Annotated in this window: 18 protein-coding genes, 1 tRNA gene, 1 pseudogene and 1 CRISPR repeat array; of the genes and pseudogenes, 7 read left to right on the top strand and 13 right to left on the bottom strand. The window is 39.7% G+C overall.

Annotation, left to right across the window (positions count from 1 at the left end; genetic code table 11):
• Positions 1-322: 322 nt before the first annotated feature.
• The 4 genes and pseudogenes from CRG89_RS04150 to CRG89_RS04135 all read right to left on the bottom strand — a co-directional run.
• Positions 323-1,216 (bottom strand): annotated as a pseudogene (locus tag CRG89_RS04150) (transcription initiation factor IIB); the annotation flags it as partial.
• A gap of 71 nt (positions 1,217-1,287) precedes the next feature.
• Positions 1,288-2,169, bottom strand: a complete 882-nt coding sequence (locus CRG89_RS04145) for a DUF932 domain-containing protein (protein WP_103287066.1) — start codon at positions 2,167-2,169, stop codon at positions 1,288-1,290.
• Between the two features lie 133 nt (positions 2,170-2,302).
• Positions 2,303-2,533, bottom strand: a complete 231-nt coding sequence (locus CRG89_RS04140) for a hypothetical protein (protein ID WP_103287065.1) — start codon at positions 2,531-2,533, stop codon at positions 2,303-2,305.
• A 125-nt stretch (positions 2,534-2,658) separates the two neighbouring features.
• Positions 2,659-2,850 (bottom strand): hypothetical protein, encoded by a 192-nt coding sequence (locus CRG89_RS04135; protein WP_103287064.1) that lies wholly within the window; start codon positions 2,848-2,850, stop codon positions 2,659-2,661.
• Between the two features lie 21 nt (positions 2,851-2,871).
• Here CRG89_RS04135 and CRG89_RS08695 point away from each other — a divergent pair, with 21 nt between their 5' ends.
• Entirely contained in the window at positions 2,872-3,024 is a 153-nt protein-coding gene (locus CRG89_RS08695) for a hypothetical protein (RefSeq protein ID WP_158648707.1), read from the top strand.
• 63 nt (positions 3,025-3,087) lie between these two features.
• Here the strand turns inward: CRG89_RS08695 and CRG89_RS04130 are convergent, their stop codons facing one another.
• Positions 3,088-3,774, bottom strand: a complete 687-nt coding sequence (locus CRG89_RS04130) for a hypothetical protein (protein WP_103287063.1) — start codon at positions 3,772-3,774, stop codon at positions 3,088-3,090.
• 54 nt (positions 3,775-3,828) lie between these two features.
• Complete coding sequence (locus tag CRG89_RS04125) at positions 3,829-5,184, bottom strand: MT-A70 family methyltransferase (protein WP_476695761.1); 1,356 nt, start codon at positions 5,182-5,184, stop codon at positions 3,829-3,831.
• A gap of 120 nt (positions 5,185-5,304) precedes the next feature.
• Between CRG89_RS04125 and CRG89_RS09045 the strand changes: the two genes are divergently transcribed.
• The 3 genes from CRG89_RS09045 to CRG89_RS04115 all read left to right on the top strand — a co-directional run bounded on the left by CRG89_RS09045 (position 5,305) and on the right by CRG89_RS04115 (position 7,904).
• A complete protein-coding gene (locus CRG89_RS09045) occupies positions 5,305-5,481 on the top strand; it encodes a hypothetical protein (RefSeq protein ID WP_231911596.1) in 177 nt (58 codons plus the stop codon).
• On the top strand, positions 5,471-5,638 hold the full coding sequence (locus tag CRG89_RS08690; RefSeq protein ID WP_158648706.1) for a hypothetical protein: 168 nt from the start codon (positions 5,471-5,473) through the stop codon (positions 5,636-5,638). Before CRG89_RS09045 ends, CRG89_RS08690 begins: the two co-directional genes overlap by 11 nt.
• Positions 5,639-5,747: 109 nt before the next feature.
• On the top strand, positions 5,748-7,904 hold the full coding sequence (locus CRG89_RS04115) for a hypothetical protein (RefSeq protein ID WP_103287060.1): 2,157 nt from the start codon (positions 5,748-5,750) through the stop codon (positions 7,902-7,904).
• An 11-nt stretch (positions 7,905-7,915) separates the two neighbouring features.
• Here CRG89_RS04115 and CRG89_RS04110 read toward each other — a convergent pair whose 3' ends face one another.
• From CRG89_RS04110 to CRG89_RS08685, 3 genes are all read right to left on the bottom strand, one after another.
• Positions 7,916-8,869: a hypothetical protein gene (locus CRG89_RS04110; protein WP_148695202.1), complete on the bottom strand. Its 954-nt coding sequence runs from the start codon at positions 8,867-8,869 to the stop codon at positions 7,916-7,918.
• Positions 8,870-8,889: 20 nt separating this feature from the next.
• A CRISPR array of direct repeats spans positions 8,890-13,562; the repeat unit is 30 nt; unit sequence CTTTCAATCCTACTATAGTTCGATTCAAAC.
• 1,414 nt (positions 13,563-14,976) lie between these two features.
• Positions 14,977-15,774 carry a hypothetical protein gene (locus tag CRG89_RS04100; protein WP_103287057.1) on the bottom strand — a complete coding sequence of 266 codons (798 nt, stop codon included), beginning with the start codon at positions 15,772-15,774 and terminating at the stop codon, positions 14,977-14,979.
• Positions 15,771-16,670 carry a Trm112 family protein gene (locus CRG89_RS08685; protein ID WP_148695203.1) on the bottom strand — a complete coding sequence of 300 codons (900 nt, stop codon included), beginning with the start codon at positions 16,668-16,670 and terminating at the stop codon, positions 15,771-15,773. Before CRG89_RS08685 ends, CRG89_RS04100 begins: the two co-directional genes overlap by 4 nt.
• Before the next feature lie 75 nt (positions 16,671-16,745).
• Here CRG89_RS08685 and CRG89_RS08680 point away from each other — a divergent pair, with 75 nt between their 5' ends.
• Both CRG89_RS08680 and CRG89_RS08675 read left to right on the top strand, forming a co-directional pair.
• Complete coding sequence (locus CRG89_RS08680; RefSeq protein WP_148695204.1) at positions 16,746-17,135, top strand: hypothetical protein; 390 nt, start codon at positions 16,746-16,748, stop codon at positions 17,133-17,135.
• 324 nt (positions 17,136-17,459) lie between these two features.
• On the top strand, positions 17,460-17,690 hold the full coding sequence (locus tag CRG89_RS08675) for a hypothetical protein (RefSeq protein ID WP_148695205.1): 231 nt from the start codon (positions 17,460-17,462) through the stop codon (positions 17,688-17,690).
• Here CRG89_RS08675 and CRG89_RS04080 read toward each other — a convergent pair.
• Positions 17,644-18,921: a tyrosine-type recombinase/integrase gene (locus CRG89_RS04080; RefSeq protein WP_103287053.1), complete on the bottom strand. Its 1,278-nt coding sequence runs from the start codon at positions 18,919-18,921 to the stop codon at positions 17,644-17,646. The genes CRG89_RS08675 and CRG89_RS04080 overlap by 47 nt on opposite strands.
• 35 nt (positions 18,922-18,956) lie before the next feature.
• Positions 18,957-19,071: transfer RNA gene (locus CRG89_RS04075), tRNA-Pro, on the bottom strand.
• Between the two features lie 97 nt (positions 19,072-19,168).
• On the opposite strand from CRG89_RS04075, the gene map reads away from it, so the two are divergent.
• Entirely contained in the window at positions 19,169-20,062 is an 894-nt protein-coding gene (gene map / locus CRG89_RS04070; protein ID WP_197706566.1) for a type II methionyl aminopeptidase, read from the top strand.
• A 74-nt stretch (positions 20,063-20,136) separates the two neighbouring features.
• Here the strand turns inward: map and CRG89_RS04065 are convergent, their stop codons facing one another.
• Complete coding sequence (locus CRG89_RS04065; protein ID WP_103287051.1) at positions 20,137-20,340, bottom strand: hypothetical protein; 204 nt, start codon at positions 20,338-20,340, stop codon at positions 20,137-20,139.
• Positions 20,337-21,533 carry a DUF1512 domain-containing protein gene (locus tag CRG89_RS04060; RefSeq protein ID WP_197706567.1) on the bottom strand — a complete coding sequence of 399 codons (1,197 nt, stop codon included), beginning with the start codon at positions 21,531-21,533 and terminating at the stop codon, positions 20,337-20,339. Before CRG89_RS04060 ends, CRG89_RS04065 begins: the two co-directional genes overlap by 4 nt.
• Positions 21,534-21,537: the final 4 nt, after the last annotated feature.

The following is a 21,537-nucleotide window of genomic DNA, read 5'->3' as shown; positions in this document are numbered from 1 at the left end:
TATTAGAAGGAGAAGGGAAGGATAATCCTCTAAAGGAAGAGAAGAATTAAAGGGTAGAGAAATAAAGAAGAAGGTAAGGAGTTAATCAGTCAGTTAGTTAATCAGCAAAGGTTCAGCTTAGCTTAGCTTAGTCTAGTTATGTTGTATACATAACAGCAGTTGTAGCATTGGTAGTAGGAGGGGTAGCATTTGGGATAACGTTAGCATTGGTACCAGTGTTAACATTGGCTGTAGTAGGAGTAGTTACAACAATCGTAGTAGGAGTAGTTGTAGTAGTAGTTATAGGAGTAGTATTTGTAGTATCCTTACCCTCAACTATTGGTTTCAAACTCTTATACCTATTCCTTACTGTTACCTCTGTTACTCCCGCTACCTCTGCTATATCCTTCTGGGTTATATTCTCACCATTAATGATACATGCTATGTAGAGTGCTGAAGCTGCCAAGCCCATTGGTTCCTTACCAGTTACTAGCCCTGCTTCCTTTGCCTTGTTCAGTATCTCTATAGCCTTCCTTTTCACCTTCTCTCTCTTTATGTCATTAGAGAAGGAGAGGTTACTTGCTATCCTGCTTATGCACTTTATAGGATCTATAACTGGTATATGCAAATCAAGTTCACTTATTAGCAGTCTATAACTCCTTGCTATATCCTTCCTCTTAAGATTCGTTGCACTTGCTATATCCTTCAAGGTTCTAGGTGTCTCAGTAAGCCTGCATGCTGTATACAATGTTCCTGCTACTAGAGAGGATATACTTCTACCCCTAGCCAACCCTTTCTCCAAAGCCTTCCTGTATATGTATGCAGTCCTCTCTATTATGCTCTCGTTAAGAGCAAGCTTATCCTTCCACTTATCTAACTCAGACATTGCTTGCCTCAAATTCCTCTCCATTGGTTCATGTACCTGAATCCTGCTATCCCATGTCCTTAACCTACCTATAGTGCCTTTCATTGCTGTTGATAATGCCTTGCCCTCATAGTCCATGTCTTTAGAGCCTATAACAGTTGCAAGACCCATATCATGCATTGCTAACCTTGTTGGCATGCCTGCTCTGCTCCTTGCTTCATACTCTTCATTGCTGAATGCCCTCCACTCCTTGCTAGAGTCTTCTGAGCGTTCTAATATCACGTAACCACAGTTAGCACAGAATATTTCGCCTGATTCGTTATCCTGTACCATTCTGTTACTACTGCACTCCTTACATGTTAACGTGAACATCAGTAGATAAAGAAGGAAGAAAGAGAAGGAAGGAAGGAAGAAAAAAGAAAAGGAGAGTTGTTAGTTGTTAGTTATGCTGAGACTATAGCCTGCATTACCCTGTGCAGTCTATGGCTCATGTAACTCCTAGCCAATGGCGAGGCTCTTGACCTGTGTGTAAGCACGTATGTTATACCATTGAAGGCATACCATAGCGTTGTTCCTTCTCTTACCTCCACCTTATCGTCCCTTACCCTTATCCCTGTGTGGGCATAGTACATTTCTGGCAACTTCAATGCCAATAGCCTTCTGGCATGCTCTTCTGTTAGTGCTGTATTAGCCATTCTTCTATACAACTTTAACAAGTCATCGAACCTCTCCATTACTTCTGCTAATGCTCTATGGAATGCTTTAACAATCTCTTGAGGGTTGCCTATATGCTTAACAGCAAATGACAGGTTTGTATCCTTTACAGTTGCACCATTCCTGCATGTAAGTCTGTATGAGAATAGGTCTACTGCCAAACAGCTAGTACCGTCTATGCTATTCCTTATAGAGACACCAAACTGCACTATATCTCCTTCTTGTACCTCTGCTAGCCTATCACTGAGAAGGTCTATCCTTAGTGTGTTCTCATATCTGTCCTTGCTCTTCTTCAACATTGACAAGTTATATGCTGTAACTGCCTTCTCTGTCATTTCCTCTACAAGTTCATTTGGTACTAGAGCAAAGTTCTTCCCTACGAATGCTACTGCCTCATAGCCATTAGTATTGTGCCTTATCACTACCTTCTTCCTCCTTATCTGCTTTAAGACACCCTGCTCACTCACCAGATATGGTATGCCTATCCCAACTGGATAAGGGAATGGGTAGACTATGTCCTTAACCACTATTGTTGCCTGCACTTCTGCTTTTGCTTTTGCCTCTACTTCTATAGTTCCTGCACCTGTTAGGCTTGGGCTTATACTCTCCATAAGCCCTCATAAGATAATGTAATGAATGGAATGAATTAGGGAAGAGAGAGGAGTAAGCAAGTAGCTTAGTTGGTGTTAGTATAGTATAGTATTATCATTATTATCGTTGTTGCTTATTCATTAGCTTCATTAGTTAATATGAATACATAAAAATCTCTAGCAATCTCTTTGCCTTATTTGATATGTTTACTGTCTGCTTCTCCTTCTTCTTTACCCTTATCACTATTGCTGTCCTTGTAGCATTCTCATAAGCATGTATGCTGTAGCCTTGAGCAATTAGAGCAAGGATATAATCTAAGGCAATTGAAGGGTGCAATGTTACAACGTAACGCTCATTATCGCTTATTGCCAGTCTGCTAATCACATTATATAAAGAGCAATGCTAACACTTGCTCACTCGCTCATTAATTCACTAGTTCATTCACTCATTCATTTACTAGTTCATTCATTCGCTTACTTATTTACTCATTCATTCATTCATTCACTCATTCACCAACTCCAACGATCCTCCCCAGCGTCCTTATCCTTGTTATACCTCCTCCTATCGTCATCATAGTACTCGTCATTCCAGTAATGCCTCTCAATATCAGCACACCAGTAGCATAACATTCTCCCTGTACGTGTGATAACACTATCCTTATCCCCTACTAGTCTACCACACCTTTCACAACTCCACTCCATTTCATTATATAATGAGGAGATATGCAAGTGGAGCAAATAGAACTAGATAGCCGTTATGGAAGCTGTTGCAGAGATAGCAAGAACTGGGAGTACTGTTGCATAGCAGGAGAGGTTTACTGCAACAAGTGTGGTAGAGTATTGCCTGATACTGTAGCAGTAGCAATGCTGGAATAAGCTCCAACCTCTTCTTTCTTTTCTTTTTCCTTTTCTTTTCCTTTACTTTTGTTCCTCTTTCTTTTACTCATTCACTTTTATAACCTCATAGCACTCTCTGCAATCCTTAAGAGGTATAAACATGTTGTATGTTACCCATGACTTCTTGCCTGATATTGTGCCCTTCGTTGGCACTATATCGTACTTGCTCTTGTTCCTATCAAAGAACCTCTTCAACTTACTCACGTTTATGAGCAGTACTTGGGGTAGTATACTTATACCAGCATTGTTATTGCTATTGTGGGTATCGCTGTTGTTATCATTATTATCATTATTGTTAGCATTATCATTATTGTTAGCATTGTTAGTATTGTTAGTATTATCTGCCCAAGCATAAATGAGGTAATCAGCCTTTATATCGAATATATAGCCAGCACTACTACTGCTAGTAGCAGTACTAACAGCAATGCCATTAGCATTAGTATTAGTACTAATATCTTCATGCATTATCTCAATGCATATATCCTTCATGTAGTACTTGCTATCCCTTATCTTCAGTTGTAGTGTTACTATCCTCTTGAATAGACCTTCCTCCAGCAATAGTATATAGTCTATGCCTAACTTCTCTAGCACATAGCCATAGAAATGCTCTCCTCTATTCACCTTGTACACTCTATCAGTAAGAAAGTATCTTCTTGCTACATTCTTTACTAGAGAAAGAGCAGTATCACTCTTGTCGTATCTGTTAAGGTCGTTTATGAAGTTCCTCACATACTATAATGAATGAACGAGTGAATGAATGAACGAGTGAATGAATAATCGCTATCATTGGTTAATGTTATTATTATTGCCATTACTACCATTGTTATTGCTATTATTACTACTGTTGCCATTACCATTATTACTACCATTACTATCACTACTACTATTACTATTAACACTACTACTACTGCAATCCAACTCAAGACCATAACTCTTCCAACCCTCTCTTCTATGCCTAGCAAATAACTCCATGTACGAGCAGTTAGGGTACATTCTCTCTATTATCTCATACACTATAGCAGGCTTCCTGCTATGCTCTCCTCTCTCAGCAATTATAACTGAACTTGGTCTATCATGCTCTAGTGGTATAGGCATGTCCTTGCCCTTAACTGCTATGAGCAATAGTTCATGCTGACTCCTCACGTAATAGCCATTGCCTATCCTATCCTTGACCCATACCATGTTTGTCTTATACTCAAAGTTGAGCATATCTATCAACATTAATGCCTCCTTGAGTTTTGGTGCTGTACTCCATAGGAAGAGTATGCATGGATAGGCAAACTCATGCTCATGCTCTCTGAATACCTCTGCTATCTCTTCCAGTGTTAAGCATGGGTAGTGCTGATCAGCATTCCCTCTTAGCCCAAACTCATATTGCCATGGAGGATCTGCTAGTATTACATTGTATCTGATATTGTTGTTGTTATTGCTAGTATTGCTATTACTGTTAGTATTGTTATTGTTACTCTTACTATTGCTATTCTTGCTGTTATTGTTACTATGACTATGACTACTACTACCGTTACTACTACTGCTGCTAGATAGAAGTGATAGATTCTCCTTCCTCCTCAACTCACTATAGACATGTGCTATGCTTGTACCTCCTCTCAATGCCTTAGACCATAACTCTGCTATATGCCTATCATTATTCTTAGCTATAGCCTCCTTTATCTTCAAACCTTTCCATAGGGTCTTATCTGAGAGTCCAGTCTTTTTGGCTACTATCTGTATGCTCCTATTACCACTACTACTACTATTATTATTATTAGTATCATTTACCGTTGTATGTCCAGAACATACAACGGTTACACTAGCGATATCCTTCTCTTTCTCCTTCTCTTTCTCCTCCTCCCTCTCTACCTTCTCCCTCTCTACCTTCTTAGCACTGAACTGCTTCAACCCTGCTAACTGCCTTAGCCTTGCCTTCTCCCTCTCCAACTCTAATAGCTTTAGTGCTATCTCTACCTTCTGTGCTGTGTTCAAGTGCCTCCTGTAAGCGTTAAGGGTAAGGATCAACTCCTTCTCCTCTATCTCACTTGCAGTATCTACCATTGCTATGGGTACTTTCTCTATTCCTAACTCCTTTGCTATCCTCAGCCTTGTGTACCCATCTAGAAGTACCTTCTTTGGGTTGATCACAAGGGGTAACCTTATCCCTTCCCTCTCTATCGAGGACTTTAAGGCATTGTACTCTTCCTCACTGATAATGGGTAGGAGTGCTTTGTACTCTTCACTCTCTATTATCTCTGAGGTAGGGATATGTTGGATAGGGATATGCTGAATGCTACTAACATGCTGACTGTTAGTGTTAATGATATGCTGAATAGGGATATGCTGAATACTGTTATCTTCTTTGTCTTTGTCTTTGTCTCTGTCTTTGCCTCTGTCTTTGAGGTCTTGTACGTTCATTCACTATATATAATGAATGAGGAGTAGGAGGAAGGACTACTATCCAATCAGGTGCAGAGAGTGTGGAGAATGGGCTGAGTGCTGTATATCTGGAGACTACTACTGCCTTAACTGTGCTGTCCAAGCATTAGCAGAGAGAATAGAGAGCCTCTCAGCAAGGCTAGAAGAGCAGATATATGTGTAATGTGTAATACCTTCCTTCCTTTTTCTCTTCTCTTTTATTCTCTTGTTATTATTTATTCTATGAAGGAAGCACTGCTTGCTTACTCACTAACTTTATCCTATGAAAGAGCATGGTACTTGGTCTTGACGCTGGAGTACTAACAATGGCAGCTATAATTGCTACCATAGCCCTAGTCCTCTTTGTCAATGGTATATTGATACCAGAAGCAGGTAACTGGTTTCTAGACGCACTAGTTAAAATGCCCAAATTTGAGTATACATTTCAAAATGGCGAGCAAGGCAATGAGAACTTCCAGTTATATGTACAGTTGAGAGGAGTAGCATTCCTCATTATTGCTATAGCATTAACCTATACAGCAGTAATCCTAATGGGGGAAGAGTTTGAGGTATATAGGAAGGGTGAGGCATTCTCTACCCTTGCTAGAGGTCTTTTATTCATAGTAGTAATATTCACATTCCCTGCCATATGGGATCTGTTAGCAGGGGGTATAGAAGGATTAGCAAAGTATGTTATCAACCCTAATAACCCTAACAACCCACAGCAGAAGGTAAGCGAGTTAATGCAGTACATAGGAGGTATTGTACCACCAAACATAGACTGGGACGATATCTTGCAGTTCCTTACAGATCCTAATAGTGCTATGCAGACCATATTCAGGGACGTGTTCATGGCTGTGTTTAAAGCAGTACTAGCAGCTCTTCTTATGGTTCTAATGTTCCTCATAGGTACAGTAAGGATAGTGCTTACTGGTATACTTGCTATTGCATTACCCCTTATCTTAGCATTATCATTAGTGCCATACTTTAGGCATGTAATGGATAGGCTAAAGAACGTGCTAGTAGGGTTATTGATTGCCCCTGTGTTATCAGGCTTAACAGTATCAGCAGGTCTTGCTCTTATCCACTCTACAAACTTTAGTCCATTACAGCAATGGTTTGCAGCTGTAGCAATAGCATTCTTGGCAATATTCATGCCTACAATTACTGCTCCTATAGTTGGTTCTTTGGTTACTTCAATGTCTGCAATGGCTACTGGTGCTGTTCTTGCTGGAGCATACTTTGGTGGCTCTGCAGTAATGGGTGCTGTAAGAGGAGCATACACTGCTATTACAGGGCTACAGCAGGCTGGTATGACAGGGGTAAGTCCATTCACCTATGCCAAAGCTGCAATAACTGGTGCTGGTTCTGGCTTCATGCATGGTCTAGGAGCAGGTGCAATGAGAGGCATATCTGAAGCACTAAGGACTACAGGTTTTGGTAGGCTTGCTGAGCCATTCTACATGTTAGAGAAGACAATAGCAAGGAGGATACCTACAGCAGGGCTAGGTACTGCTAATGAGATAGTAAGTAACTATACAGGTCATGTTACAGAAGGCTTGATACCTCTACTGACTATGGAGACTGAGTATGATCCTGCTAAGGCAAGTCAATCACAAGCATTCGCTAACAAGGTAGATCAACTAGCAAAGCAGGGCAAATACGAGGATATTGCTGATTATGTTAACTCATACTTAGGCTTTAAGAGCATACCTAGAAAGGCTGAGTATGGTAGGCTATGGGCTGAGCAGATCAATGCATATGGCAAGAATGCTGAGGCAATAACAAGGCTCTATACAGGCTTAGAGCAAATGAGAGAGAAAGGAGGAGTAAGTAGTCTAACAGCAGATCAGTTAGCAGATTTGGTGTATGGAAGAGACATGTATAGGGATATAGTTGCTAGAGAATACGGTATAGAGATACCCAATCCTGCGTTTGAGGCTTCCTCGTACATGCAGTTGCCTAGACAGCTAGAGGCAACTACCCCACACCTGTATGAAGCAAAGTATGCACTAGCAAACACTATAGCGAATGTAGATACAACAAATGTACCTAAGATTAGGGGTAAGACTAGTGGCACTCTACAAAAGGCAATAAGATCAGCAGTTGAAAGATACTGGGAGAGCAAGGGTATAGATACAGTAAAATCAGCACATATAATAGACGAGTTTGCCCGTACAACTGCAAGGCGTATTGCTAAGATATACAGCAAAGAGCCTGAGAGGATCTATGCTCTAATAAAGAGGCTAGATAGAGAAGGCTTCATACCTTATGCTGACTTTAGCAATAATCTAAAGGCAGAAGCAGATAAACTGCTTACAACAAACGACATACACAGTATATATGAAAGGCATAAGGGGCATGCAGAAGACTGGAGTTCGTTCTTTGCATTGGCTGAGAAGAATACTACTAACAACAATAACAACAATAACGCTAACAAACAGGCATAATCAACAACTGTCTAAGACTTACGCTGTGGTACAGGTATAATCTTAGGGTCTTCCCTCTCCACCATATTTATTTGGATAAAGTTTACAAGTTTCTCATTATCCCCCTTCTGTCTTGCTCTCTTCTGTTCCCACCATAACTTTACGAACTCCTTAGCCTCCTCTTCAGATTTGAAGGTAAGCCTAGTAGTATATCTAGGCTTACCTCTTATAATGTAATTATGGACATAAGCAATATTGCCCTTATACTCAGCAGAAGATTCGTTCTCTTCCTTTAGACTACTAATATCTCGCCAGCCATACGGGGTAACATAATAAGCATTACGGGTAGTAACAATGACCTTGCTACCCCTACCCTCTTCCTCACTATCCCAGACAAGATCAATATTGCCATTATGATCATAACCTACCGAGTATATGTCTACGTCATGCCAGAAGCCCTTGATCTCCTCTCCTTCATAGAGGGGTACTTCAACTGTATCGTACTTGGTCTTAGTCTCGAGGAAGGCGTCATAAGGCTCTTCCTCTTCTTCCTCCAAGTCAGTAACTATGTTAGTACTAGCAGTATGCTTGTTGCTAGCAACTATAACAGAATCACTCCTCATAGCCTCGATAGCCTTAACAGCCTCACTAGCATTAGGCATAGAGACTTCAGCAAGAACATTGAGAATCTTACCCTCTATGACCCTCTGCACGTCTAACAATAGCCTCTCTCCTCCTAACAGGCTCTTGTTTACCCTGTATGCTTGCAACTCGTTCTGGGAGGGGTATACCTGCAGAATTATGCCCTTCTTGTGGTCTTCAAAGACTAGCCTATAAGTAGTGATATAGAATGTGCCCTTTCCTTCCTCCTTGGCCCTAACATACTTGTGCTTAATAACTATAGAAGCGTCTCTCTGCATAAGTATACGCTCGTTTGGCATTAGCACTAGCATATTGCTATCACTACTGTTAATACTACTTCGCATATCTAGTATATAAAGAGCTACTTTCAATCCTACTATAGTTCGATTCAAACACTTCGGTAGTGTGATAATAACTTGATATGAAGAATCTTTCAATCCTACTATAGTTCGATTCAAACGGAAGGCACAGACAGGCTTAGGTCTCAGATAAACCTCTTTCAATCCTACTATAGTTCGATTCAAACCAATTATATTAAAATTACGTTATGTTGGAAATTTGACTTTCAATCCTACTATAGTTCGATTCAAACAATGCTATAGATGCAATTTGAAGTTTAGGTTACCTAACTTTCAATCCTACTATAGTTCGATTCAAACTATGCTAAGATGCAAGGAATGCGATAAGATGTATAACACTTTCAATCCTACTATAGTTCGATTCAAACTAATCTTCTACATAGCCAAAACATGTATTATCTCCTCTTAACTTTCAATCCTACTATAGTTCGATTCAAACTAATCTTCTACATAGCCAAAACATGTATTATCTCCTCTTAACTTTCAATCCTACTATAGTTCGATTCAAACCATAAGGTGAAATATATTCACCTACAGCACCACCTACCTTTCAATCCTACTATAGTTCGATTCAAACTCGCTCGTTCAATTTACGGTATAACTGTTACCGAAACTTTCAATCCTACTATAGTTCGATTCAAACCTTGATTTGCCTAATTCTTCGATTTTATCGAGGAATCCTTTCAATCCTACTATAGTTCGATTCAAACCATGTGCTAGAGATCTAAGTGCAAGTGTAGAATTTGACTTTCAATCCTACTATAGTTCGATTCAAACTATTACTGCATGCGATGCGCATACAAACTATACCCTAACTTTCAATCCTACTATAGTTCGATTCAAACCAGAGAGTAGCAACACGTTATGGCATAGGTAGAGCACTTTCAATCCTACTATAGTTCGATTCAAACATAGGGGTGGTATGAAAAATGGGGTATGGTTATGCTATCTTTCAATCCTACTATAGTTCGATTCAAACAATTTTGTTGATGATGACTATTATATACAGTTATTCAACCTTTCAATCCTACTATAGTTCGATTCAAACAGAGTTTAGCAATAGAATGTATGAAAGTAATGAAAGACTTTCAATCCTACTATAGTTCGATTCAAACTCAATTGAGCACCCTTCAACTGTATTGTTGAACCTGCCTTTCAATCCTACTATAGTTCGATTCAAACGTTCACCCTCCTCTAGCACTATTACCTCATCTCCTATCTTTCAATCCTACTATAGTTCGATTCAAACATACTTCCCTTCTAATCGTTTAGGCTTATGCTCTAACTTTCAATCCTACTATAGTTCGATTCAAACGCGCCACAATCACTTCTTCAACTGATTCAGCAATTTCTCTTTCAATCCTACTATAGTTCGATTCAAACCTTCACTTCCTGCAGAGATCAAAGAGTTCATCAAACAACTTTCAATCCTACTATAGTTCGATTCAAACAATGTGCTATAATCTTTTTAAGCAATTTTATAATTGACTTTCAATCCTACTATAGTTCGATTCAAACTATTAGAAAATAAAAATAAATACAAAACTAATACAAACATCTTTCAATCCTACTATAGTTCGATTCAAACAGAAGCGAGATAGAAAGATAGAGAAGAGGATGGTGTTCTTTCAATCCTACTATAGTTCGATTCAAACTAAGGTAGTGATAGGTATAGTAACATCATTCATAGCATCTTTCAATCCTACTATAGTTCGATTCAAACAGCTTTGAGATAGATACCAGTAGCAGGTTCAACAGGCTTTCAATCCTACTATAGTTCGATTCAAACGAGCAATTAGGTTCGCCTAATTCGATCAAGTTGGGAACTTTCAATCCTACTATAGTTCGATTCAAACGATCGTTTTCAAAAAAGACACCATAAATTTGTAGCGACTTTCAATCCTACTATAGTTCGATTCAAACGATAATAGAAGTCCTGAAAAGGGAGGTTTTTAGGAACTTTCAATCCTACTATAGTTCGATTCAAACCTGAGTCGTAAAGGGAGTATGAAAGGCGAACGAGATCTTTCAATCCTACTATAGTTCGATTCAAACTTCATTAGAAATTTGCGAATTGATCCTGCAAATGAGCTTTCAATCCTACTATAGTTCGATTCAAACAATATTATGAACGCAATTAAGGAGGCACGATCCTATACACTTTCAATCCTACTATAGTTCGATTCAAACGCAAATATTAAATTTTGCCTTGTCCCAATATGGACACTTTCAATCCTACTATAGTTCGATTCAAACATCCCTAACCACTCCTCATTTACCTCTGCTTGTGCAACTTTCAATCCTACTATAGTTCGATTCAAACGAATAGGTAGGATTGCATCTGGGGCTGAGGCATCTACTTTCAATCCTACTATAGTTCGATTCAAACTTTGCATCGATCCTTTTCAGGAACATGGAAATTGTATCTTTCAATCCTACTATAGTTCGATTCAAACAATAGGGATTCATATTATTCGGGGGCATGCATCCGCTCTTTCAATCCTACTATAGTTCGATTCAAACTTTATTTTACGTTACGCATATTTGACGCTAGGACATCTTTCAATCCTACTATAGTTCGATTCAAACTTTTATTTGGCGACATAAAATAAAATTTTGTTCGAACTTTCAATCCTACTATAGTTCGATTCAAACGTATGAAATGGAGGAGGAAGAGCGCAACGCCTATAACACTTTCAATCCTACTATAGTTCGATTCAAACCCTCTTTTGGAGAGGCGTAAAATACGCCTCTCTATTCTTTCAATCCTACTATAGTTCGATTCAAACGACTAAGAAAGAGATGGCATTTAGAGAATGGTTAAGCTTTCAATCCTACTATAGTTCGATTCAAACTTAATTTATTAAGATTATGCCTTATCTCTCTACTTAACTTTCAATCCTACTATAGTTCGATTCAAACGATGAAGTCATACACATCAAGAAGTGGAGTAAAGGCATCTTTCAATCCTACTATAGTTCGATTCAAACTCTAGAATTGATTTGGTCTCACTTATCTTAACTCTCACCTTTCAATCCTACTATAGTTCGATTCAAACTTACTGTTACTGTTAGTATTAGTGTTGGTATTAGTGTCTTTCAATCCTACTATAGTTCGATTCAAACCTTGTTTGTACCTAGTAAATCAGTTTGAGTTACATCCTTTCAATCCTACTATAGTTCGATTCAAACTCATCCCATATCAAAAACAAAAAATAAGAAATAAGAACTTTCAATCCTACTATAGTTCGATTCAAACCATATGCATGCATGGGATGGGATGGGTATGGTGTTGAACTTTCAATCCTACTATAGTTCGATTCAAACTATTCTATCTTTTACCTTATTTGGATCGGTAGCAACTGTCTTTCAATCCTACTATAGTTCGATTCAAACACTTTATAAATAAGAAGCATAAGCAGAAGGCAGACCTCTTTCAATCCTACTATAGTTCGATTCAAACAAGGACAACGACTAAATCTCTCTCTTTCCTATTTTTCCTCTTTCAATCCTACTATAGTTCGATTCAAACGAGAAGGAATATCCTACTTCTGGAAGTGCTCCTAGCACTTTCAATCCTACTATAGTTCGATTCAAACGTCAGGCCATCACAAGGATACCAACATCACCACCACCACCTTTCAATCCTACTATAGTTCGATTCAAACTGTTGATGAACATGCATGCATATGCATGCATGCATGGGACTTTCAATCCTACTATAGTTCGATTCAAACACACATCAGCATCGATAGAGAAGGATGAGTTATCACCTTTCAATCCTACTATAGTTCGATTCAAACTATGATAAGAGAGAATCGTTGGAATGATGACGTATCATCGCTTTCAATCCTACTATAGTTCGATTCAAACGAGATAGCAAAGAGAGCAGATGGCATGCCTGACACGAGCTCTTTCAATCCTACTATAGTTCGATTCAAACTATTCACTCATAAGGCAATACCCCAATTCGAATTCTCTTTCAATCCTACTATAGTTCGATTCAAACCGACACATCGAGATATTGCTTGATTTGCATAACATCACTTTCAATCCTACTATAGTTCGATTCAAACAAATTAAAGATTCATAGGGACTGTCAACTATTATTAGCTTTCAATCCTACTATAGTTCGATTCAAACGATTTTGATTTTGATTATGATACTTTTAAGAGGCTTACTTTCAATCCTACTATAGTTCGATTCAAACCTACTTCTACATAAAGCCTTATTAGACATGTATACAGCTTTCAATCCTACTATAGTTCGATTCAAACTAGTAAATATCTTATGCAAGAATTCAAAAAGAATGACTTTCAATCCTACTATAGTTCGATTCAAACTAAAGGCATACATAGAGACAAGAGCATTAAGAAAGTTCACTTTCAATCCTACTATAGTTCGATTCAAACTTGTTTTGTGTTGTGTTGGGTTACTTGAATTGATTTCTTTCAATCCTACTATAGTTCGATTCAAACCAAGTTCCTTAAAGGCAATAACAAGTTCTTAGATAATGCTTTCAATCCTACTATAGTTCGATTCAAACTTAATAATCAATAAGGGTAAGGGTAAGAGAGGCTTTCTTTCAATCCTACTATAGTTCGATTCAAACAAAGCAAGCATGAACAAGATAACAGCAATAAAAATGACTTTCAATCCTACTATAGTTCGATTCAAACCCCCCACTGGCGCCTCCCCTTCTCACGCTTCACCTTTTATATACTCTCCCTCCTCTACTCAAAGGGGAACCAGTCAAGCTCTAGTCGTATACGATATTTATAAATGTTGACTAGTCATATATAAACTTATAGTATGAGTATGGCTACTATATTCTCTACGCATTTTATAGCGAGACCGTGACTAATATGAATGTGTAATTAATTGGGCATAAAATACCCATTTTGCCTAATTAATCTATCTTATCTTGTACCCTTTTATTAGGTAAAGAAAGAGAAGATAAGGTTTAAGAGTTCTTTTGGTATCCTCTCATAAAGCAATATGTATTCGTCCTTGAGAAGCGTAGTAAGACTATGCAATAAGTCATAACACAAATGCTTTGTTTGTGTTATAAAATCATAGACATGCTTAAAGGGTTCAGTGATAGCACTCTTTTGATTATTCATAATTATACGCTCTACGTAAGAGAAGTAGTATAGTGAGATCGTGACTCAAAATTGGTACCAATATAATAGTTGCTATTACGTGCGTTGCAAGTGAAGTATAGTGAGATCGTGACTTGCCCTTGCTTGCACCATCTACGAATATGCGGATCATCAGTAGATAAAACTAGGACTGAGGTACAATTATGAGGTATTTAATTAGGCATAAAATACCCCTTTTTTGACCAATTAATGCTTCTTTACTCTCTCTTGCTATCTCTATAGTCATATCTAAGACTCTTCCTCTCTAACCCTCTCAATCTCAAGACTGAGGATTATGCCCTTACTCTTGTCATTGTAAGCCTGTTCAAGATATCTAAGACTCTTAGGATCAGTGCTACAATTTTTGTAGCAGAAATCGGTATCAAAACTGCTACAATTTTTGTAGCAGAAATCGGTATCAAAACTGCTACTGGATAATCACAATGGAGACTAACGGAAACAAAGGAGAGGTTCTAACTTCTCAGTCAGTCTGTACCTTTTATATTTTATAATTATGATTATACCTTTCCTTTTCAATTCTTGAATAGCGAACCTTAACGTATTTGATTTTAGTGGGATAAGTCTCATATCTATCTCTCTTTGCCCCTTCTTTAATCTAGAGAGGAAGGTATAGTAGATCAAACTAACACTCTCTCTTCTCTCAAGTCTAAATAGCCTGCTGATCATACAAAGAATCCCTTCCTCAGTAAGGGAAAGCATATTTGTTGAAGGCTCATACGTTATCATATTACGCTTGATTAATTTTGCTATAATAGTAAAGAGTGTTGCTAAATCTATACCTGATAACATATAGAACTCATGTAAAGAGATACTCTTCTTACCTACATTATGGAAGAGCAAAAGAAAAGAAATATAGTCATTAACTCGACTGCAGTTGTTACGCTTATTGTTGTTGCTATTGCTACTACTATTGCTACTAATACTGCTACAGTTAGTGGAGTTCATAACGGATCTCAATACCATACTCTCTCGCAACCTCTTTGATACGCTCGATGAACTTGTCTATTCTTGACTTATCAACTTGGCTTAATTCTATAATTACTACCAGCTTTACTACTCTATCTCTATCACTACTATCGCCTCTGCTTTGCCCTATGCTTTCACCGTCTATACCTACTACTATCTCCTGTTTCTCCCTCTCCCTCTCCTCCTCTTCTACTAGAAGCTTTACAGCCTTAAGAAGGTCATGACCATTCCAGTAGTAATAGGCTCTCTCGTCCTCTTCTGGCTCTAGTAATGAGAAGAATATATGTTCTATCTCTTGCTCTGACTTACCCTTCGTCTTCAGGTATTTGATTACCTCAACGATGCCATTGATAAGCGATATATCAATGATAACAGGTTTCTTCCTCTCCTGCTCCCTTAACCTCTTCTCTAAATACTCTAGGTATGCTCTTGGTATCATTTCTACAGCCTCCTCTATCTTCAATGCCTTAATCTCCTTCAGATATTGAAGGAGAGTAGGATTATCAATAGCTTGTAAAGTAATAGCAAAGGGGTCAGGATTATCGTTCAATACTCTAGCAAGTAGGAGATTATAGACCTCTTCTATCGTCTTTACACTTGCTATTATATTTACCTCGATCTCAGCGGTTGTATCAATACTGTCTCTGTTTAGTGTATAGTATTCGTTATTGTACTCTACAACTTCAATTGGATTTGATATTGAGATACCTCTTACCGCTAATGGCAATGTCTTCAAAGAAGAAGGTAAGATCTTCTTTATCATACTCTCACCTTATTATAAAACTTCTTCATGCATTTGTGTGCATGTATAGGATTAGCTTTAACAAAGGGCAAGGAATAAACAGGTTCTATCTGTTTATTGAATCTCATTGCTATTACTGTAGCAACATACTCTTCAAGTGGCTGTTGTGTCTGAGTCTGAGTCTGTGTCTGAACCTGTACCTGAACCTGAGCCTGTGCCTGTAACTGTGTTTGTGTTTGTGTTTGTGCTTGTAACTGTAACTTTAGCCTTCTATAGAGTCCATATCTGTAGATATCCTTCATTACTACTGTATATACAGTATATGCGGTTACTCTGTCGTTCTTGTTATGGTGTTTGAGTATGCTCTTTACCTCACGCTCTATTTCTTGAGCGATATGGAAAGGAATGCTAAGTTTAGAAAAGATATTTGCTAAATGGCTCTTCAGTATCTCCTCCTCTTCCTTTCTGCTCTCTAAGGTCCCTAGCCCAGTGAGCCAAAAATTCGTCTCCCCTCTAGGATCTAAGCCTACGTCTTGTAGTCTTGTGGCTGTAACTGTAATGACCTCTGCTCCTGTCCCTGCCCTTGCTTCTGCTTCTACTCTTGTTGCACTCTCCGCTCTCGCTCTATCTGTATCTGCCCCTTCTGTTCCAGCCCCTGCTCTTGTCCTTGCTCTCTCCTCTCCCACTACCCCTGATTCTACCTCCTCCCTTCTCCTCTCTACCTCTACCTCTATTGCTTCCTCTAGCGAGAAGACCCTTCCACACTTGCTGCAGATCCATTCCCCCGCTTCAGGGTCATAGATCAGTCTATGCTTGCATGAATCAACTCCAACTCTGTCTTTAACACTCTCATGATCTGAACTCTCTGTCTCCGTCATCTTCATCATATTATAATATGGAAGTAGTGCTGACTGCATTGCATTCACCCCGTTTGTTGTGGTTATAAACCGTAAGACGATATAATTAAATGTTACGGTCTATTACCTAACAATATGCCAGCTAAGGGTTGGAAGTCATTAACTATAACAGAGGAGCTCTATAATAGACTGTACCAACGTTGGAAGGAAGAGAATAAGCCATTGATACCTTTCACGCCCTGGGCTTCACAGTACATACTTGAAAATCTTGAAGAGGATGAACTTCTTAGAAGATATGCACCCTCACTGCAGTTCATAGGTACACATGGAGATACGATAGATATTGCTGACCACTTCATTAATAGGATAGTTGAGGTTCAGGTAGTTCCAGAAGGGAAGTTCTTGTACTGCAGGCACTGTGATAGGGACGATTGTTTGCATGTAGGGTTCTGCTTTGCTATAAGGGAAGTGAACAAGATACTTGTTGAGAAGGGCTTCAAGCAACCAAGGGTTAAGGAGCAGTAGTAATAGCAATAGCAGTAGCAGTAGTAGTAATGGTAGTGGTAGCATAAGAAGGCTATAGCAATAGTAGTAGTATGGTAATAATAGCATGAGAATAAGGCTACCTACTCCAACCTCCCCACTCAATGCTCAAACTTTATATCATGCTAGAAAGATAAAGAAAGTCTAGGGAGAAGGGGCAGTCAGCGTTTAGACCTTTCATCAGATATCAGCATAACAGGCTTTCATCATTCAACCCCTTCTCCTATCCATTCACTCATTCGTTCTTCATAGGATAATGGAGTATGGAGAAGAGTAGCAGTAACAATACCTACCATTATGTAGTGAATGAGCAGAACAACAGTAGTAGAAGAAGAAGTAAAAGTAGAAGACCTCTCAAGTAAGAGCGATACTGAGCTTCTGTTAATGATAAGGGATCAAGTCAAAAGGATAAAAGAAATAGTTGGGGAGTTGAAGTCCTCATATAGCATTAGTACTACTACTGCTGCTGTTGTTGTTAGTACCAACACTGCTAAAGCAGAGACCTCCTCTTCAACAGCTCCTCAACAAGTAGGGTAAGCCTATTCACTTCCTCCTCCAACCTCTTAACCTTTTCTTTTTCTTTATCCCTATCCCTATCCTCACCAGCAAGCAGTATGCTCTCAACCTCTCTAGTTAACCCGCATTTGGGGCAGTAGTCATGATTTGGAGATAGCAACTCTTGGCAACGTATGCAACGCTTAACCTTCAACTCCTCCTCTCTCTTATCTACTGAAAGACCTTGCATTTGGAGTAGTTTTGAGTCTATATCTATCCCTGCTAAATGGATGTAGCGCTTAACTACTTTAGTGCCTAGTTGCCAACCAAAGAACTTGCACATTTCTGCTTCAGTCAGTTTGGAGGCTAAATGGGTTGCTCTTGAATGCCTTAACACGTAGAGCCTAGAGTCCTTATCTATCCCTGCTCTCTTCATTACTGCTTGGAATAACTTCTCTGCTCCTCTTATCCCTATAGGCTTAAACTTATGGTTTGTTGCCTCTGATAACCATAGATATGAACTCTTATCGTTACGGAATGGGTGTATGTTAATCCACTCTCTTAGCAATGGGGCATATACTATGAGCCTAACCCTCCTCTCTCCAGTCTTGCCTCTTAGTATTACAGTACAGCCATATTGATCAAATGCTATATCTCTAATACGCATATTCAACAACTCCTCAGGTCTTGCACCTGTCTCATATGCTACTGCTATAAGCGCTTTCTTCTGCAGTGTATCTGCTACGTCTATTACCTTCTTAACCTCTTCTTCAGTAAGGAATGAGTTATAGTCTAGTTCTTCCTTCTGCCTCTGCTTATCCTTACTTACCTTTGCCTTCAGCCATGATACCTGCTCTGGATAGTACTCATTATTGCCATACATTACCTTGTAGAAGTACTTGAGTACCTGCCTGATCTTCTTATGTGTAGAAGGACTATAGTTCTTTCTGTTGCAGTACTCTATATAATGCTCTATATCTTCTCTACTTGCCTCTCTAAAGGGTTTGCCTAAGAACTCCCTTATAGAGAGTAGTATGGTTATGCACCTTATAACCCATAGAGAAGCCTTCTCCTCTCTGAGCATGTATCTAGCGAACTGGTATACTTCCTCATACTCCTTTGCCCTCTCTAGCCAGTACCTTAGCCTAGAATCTCTGTTGTAGATATCCCTATCCTTATCCCTATCCTTATCCCTATCCTTATCCTTGTAGTTATCCTTGTAGTTATCCCTATCCTTCTCTACTCTTGCCCCGCTATCCTTCTCCTTATTCATATCATATAATAATGGTGGACTACGAAACGCATGAATGGTGGGGTCGGCCGGATTTGAACCGGCGACCTCGAGCGCCCAAGGCTCGAAGCACTCTGTTCTTACCTGCATTACTGCAAGCAAGTAGTGAATACCATGCTAGCCCACGACCCCGCCATTACCACCTTACATACAGCCATTGATGCATCTAAAAACTTATTCCCATCCATTTAACCTTACTTTTATTTATCCCTATAGCATAGAGCTGCTGTTGCTAGCAAGCATAGAGGATTATATCAAGGCAGGAAAGATAGCAGCAGAGGTTAGGGAGCATATGAGGAAACGTTACCATGTTGGAAGGACACTCCTCGATATATGTGAAGAGGCAGAAGAGATGATAAGGGCTAAGGGAGGGGAGCCAGCATTCCCTTGCAATGTAAGCCTCAACGAGGTTGCTGCACACTACACTGCTGAGCCCAACGATAGCATTGAGGTTAGGGATGGTGATGTGCTCAAGATAGACATAGGGGTGCATGTGAATGGTTCAATAGCAGATACTGCTGTAACTGTATGCTACAACCCGTCATACAGCATCCTTGTAGAGGCTGCTGAGCATGCTCTAAGAGAGGCAATACGCGTAGCAAGGGCAGGGGTGAAGGCAGGTGATATAGGCAGGGTTATAGAGCGTACCATCAAGTCTTATGGGCTTAAGCCAGTACAGAACCTAAGTGGGCACTCAATAGCAAAGTACACTATACATGCTGGCAAGTCTATACCAAACATATGGACTATAGGCTCATTCTCCCTCCAGCAAGGCGAGGTGTATGCTATAGAGCCATTTGTAACTACTGGGGATGGATCTGGCCTAGTATACAATGGGGATATAAGCAATATATACTCAATAGTGAGTAGGAAGAGAACAGAGAGCAAGGAGGCAGATACCTTCCTAGATATGCTCTGGACTAGGTTCAAGACATTGCCATTCGCATTGAGATGGCTCAAGGATGAGGATGTGAACCATGCTAGGGAGATGATATCCTTCCTCCTCAAGAAGAAGGTTATAAGGGCCTATCCAGTGCTTGTTGAAGGTAACAACAGGTATGTAGCACAGGCTGAGCATACTATAGTGCCAACAATGGAAGGTACAGTGGTAATAACTGCTTGACCATTGTATGATGATGGTTTGGTTAGTTAATTAGTTAGTAATTGTCGGTGTGATTGGATTATTTATCTATCTGCTCATGTACCATTCACATACTCAGCGTATATCATAGTTATGAGTGTGCTACCCTTGCACCTTAAGCAGGAGCCACCAAACTTGTACACATAATCTCCAACCTTGAATATACGCTTGTTCTTAACCCCGCATTGTTGGCACTCCTCTATAGTGTAGACTATGGACCTCTTCTCCTTATCCTTCTCATCCTTCATATCATGGCTCATTGTCCTACACCTAGTGTATTCCCTACTCCTATTATTAGAATATTATCTCCTTCATTGCTATGCTCATCTATCATCCTAAACACACTCTTGCTTGCCCTCTCAACAGCCTCTGCTATCTCCTTCCTCATCGCTGTTATTGCCTCAATGATGGACTGCTTTATTATAACAGCGTAGAGAGGTATGCTATGCCTTGTAGCAACCTCCTCTATCTGGTATTTCTCAACCCCTATTCCTCCTATGGCAGCACCAACACCCTCAGCAACATCCCCTGTCTTCTCCCCTTCAAGCTTGAGTGCAGCATCTATCATTATTATCATATCAACCTTCACACCCATCTCATTTATGAGTCTCTCAACAGCAGTATGGGGCTCTCCAACTGTACCCCCAGGGCCTTGAGCCTTGACAAGGTAAAGCCTCCTTCCATTGTACTCATACTCACTCATAACCGTATCCCTTGCTATTGGTATCTTTGCCCTGTTGAGCATGAGCCTCCCAACTACCATTGGGCCTATACCATCCCCTATTGGCTGCCCATTCTTTATTGCAGGGATTGCTTTGTTGAATGCCTCTGCTGACTGCATTATAAGGGGCATGAGCATCTGCAACTGTACAAGGAAGAACATGCTAGTTGTCTTCTTGCCCATTAGGTAGAAGTGTCTAACTATCTTGTAGAGCATATGCAGTGCTGTTGCAACCTCTAGCACGTTCTCAAGCCTGCTTGCAGTGACCTCATCTGCTTGAGGTGCGAGCATCCTGATCTGAGCCCTTATCCTATCATCCCTCAGCCTTATTATATGCTGTACCTTCCTAACTATACCATATGGGTCCATGTCTACAGGGGTTATTGCAAAATGCTCCATCATCATATCAAACCTCTCAGTACTAGCAAGGTTTGGGTTAACGCTCTTGAGATACGCTATAGCCTCATCTCTAGCCTTATCCTGCATGCTCTTCAACCTGTTCAGTGACCTTGCAACATCATTAAGAACCATCCACATCTGTATCCTCTGCCCGTAGAGGAGGAAGATGAAGAACGGAACTATCCATAGCAGGTATACCCACCACTGCTGCTGTGCATCCCCAGATGGGAAGAGAGGGTTCATCTGCATAATTATGCTACCTACATCCATCATTGCAACTAGACCCATGCTTATACCAACGATCATGCTTATACCAATATCCATGATCAACATCCTA

Origin of the sequence: Candidatus Nitrosocaldus islandicus (assembly GCF_002906215.1) — an archaeon.
Taxonomy (GTDB): domain Archaea; phylum Thermoproteota; class Nitrososphaeria; order Nitrososphaerales; family Nitrosocaldaceae; genus Nitrosocaldus; species Nitrosocaldus cavascurensis.
Note: the sequence above shows the minus strand (reverse complement) of the source record. Positions and strands in the feature narration are given on the sequence as shown.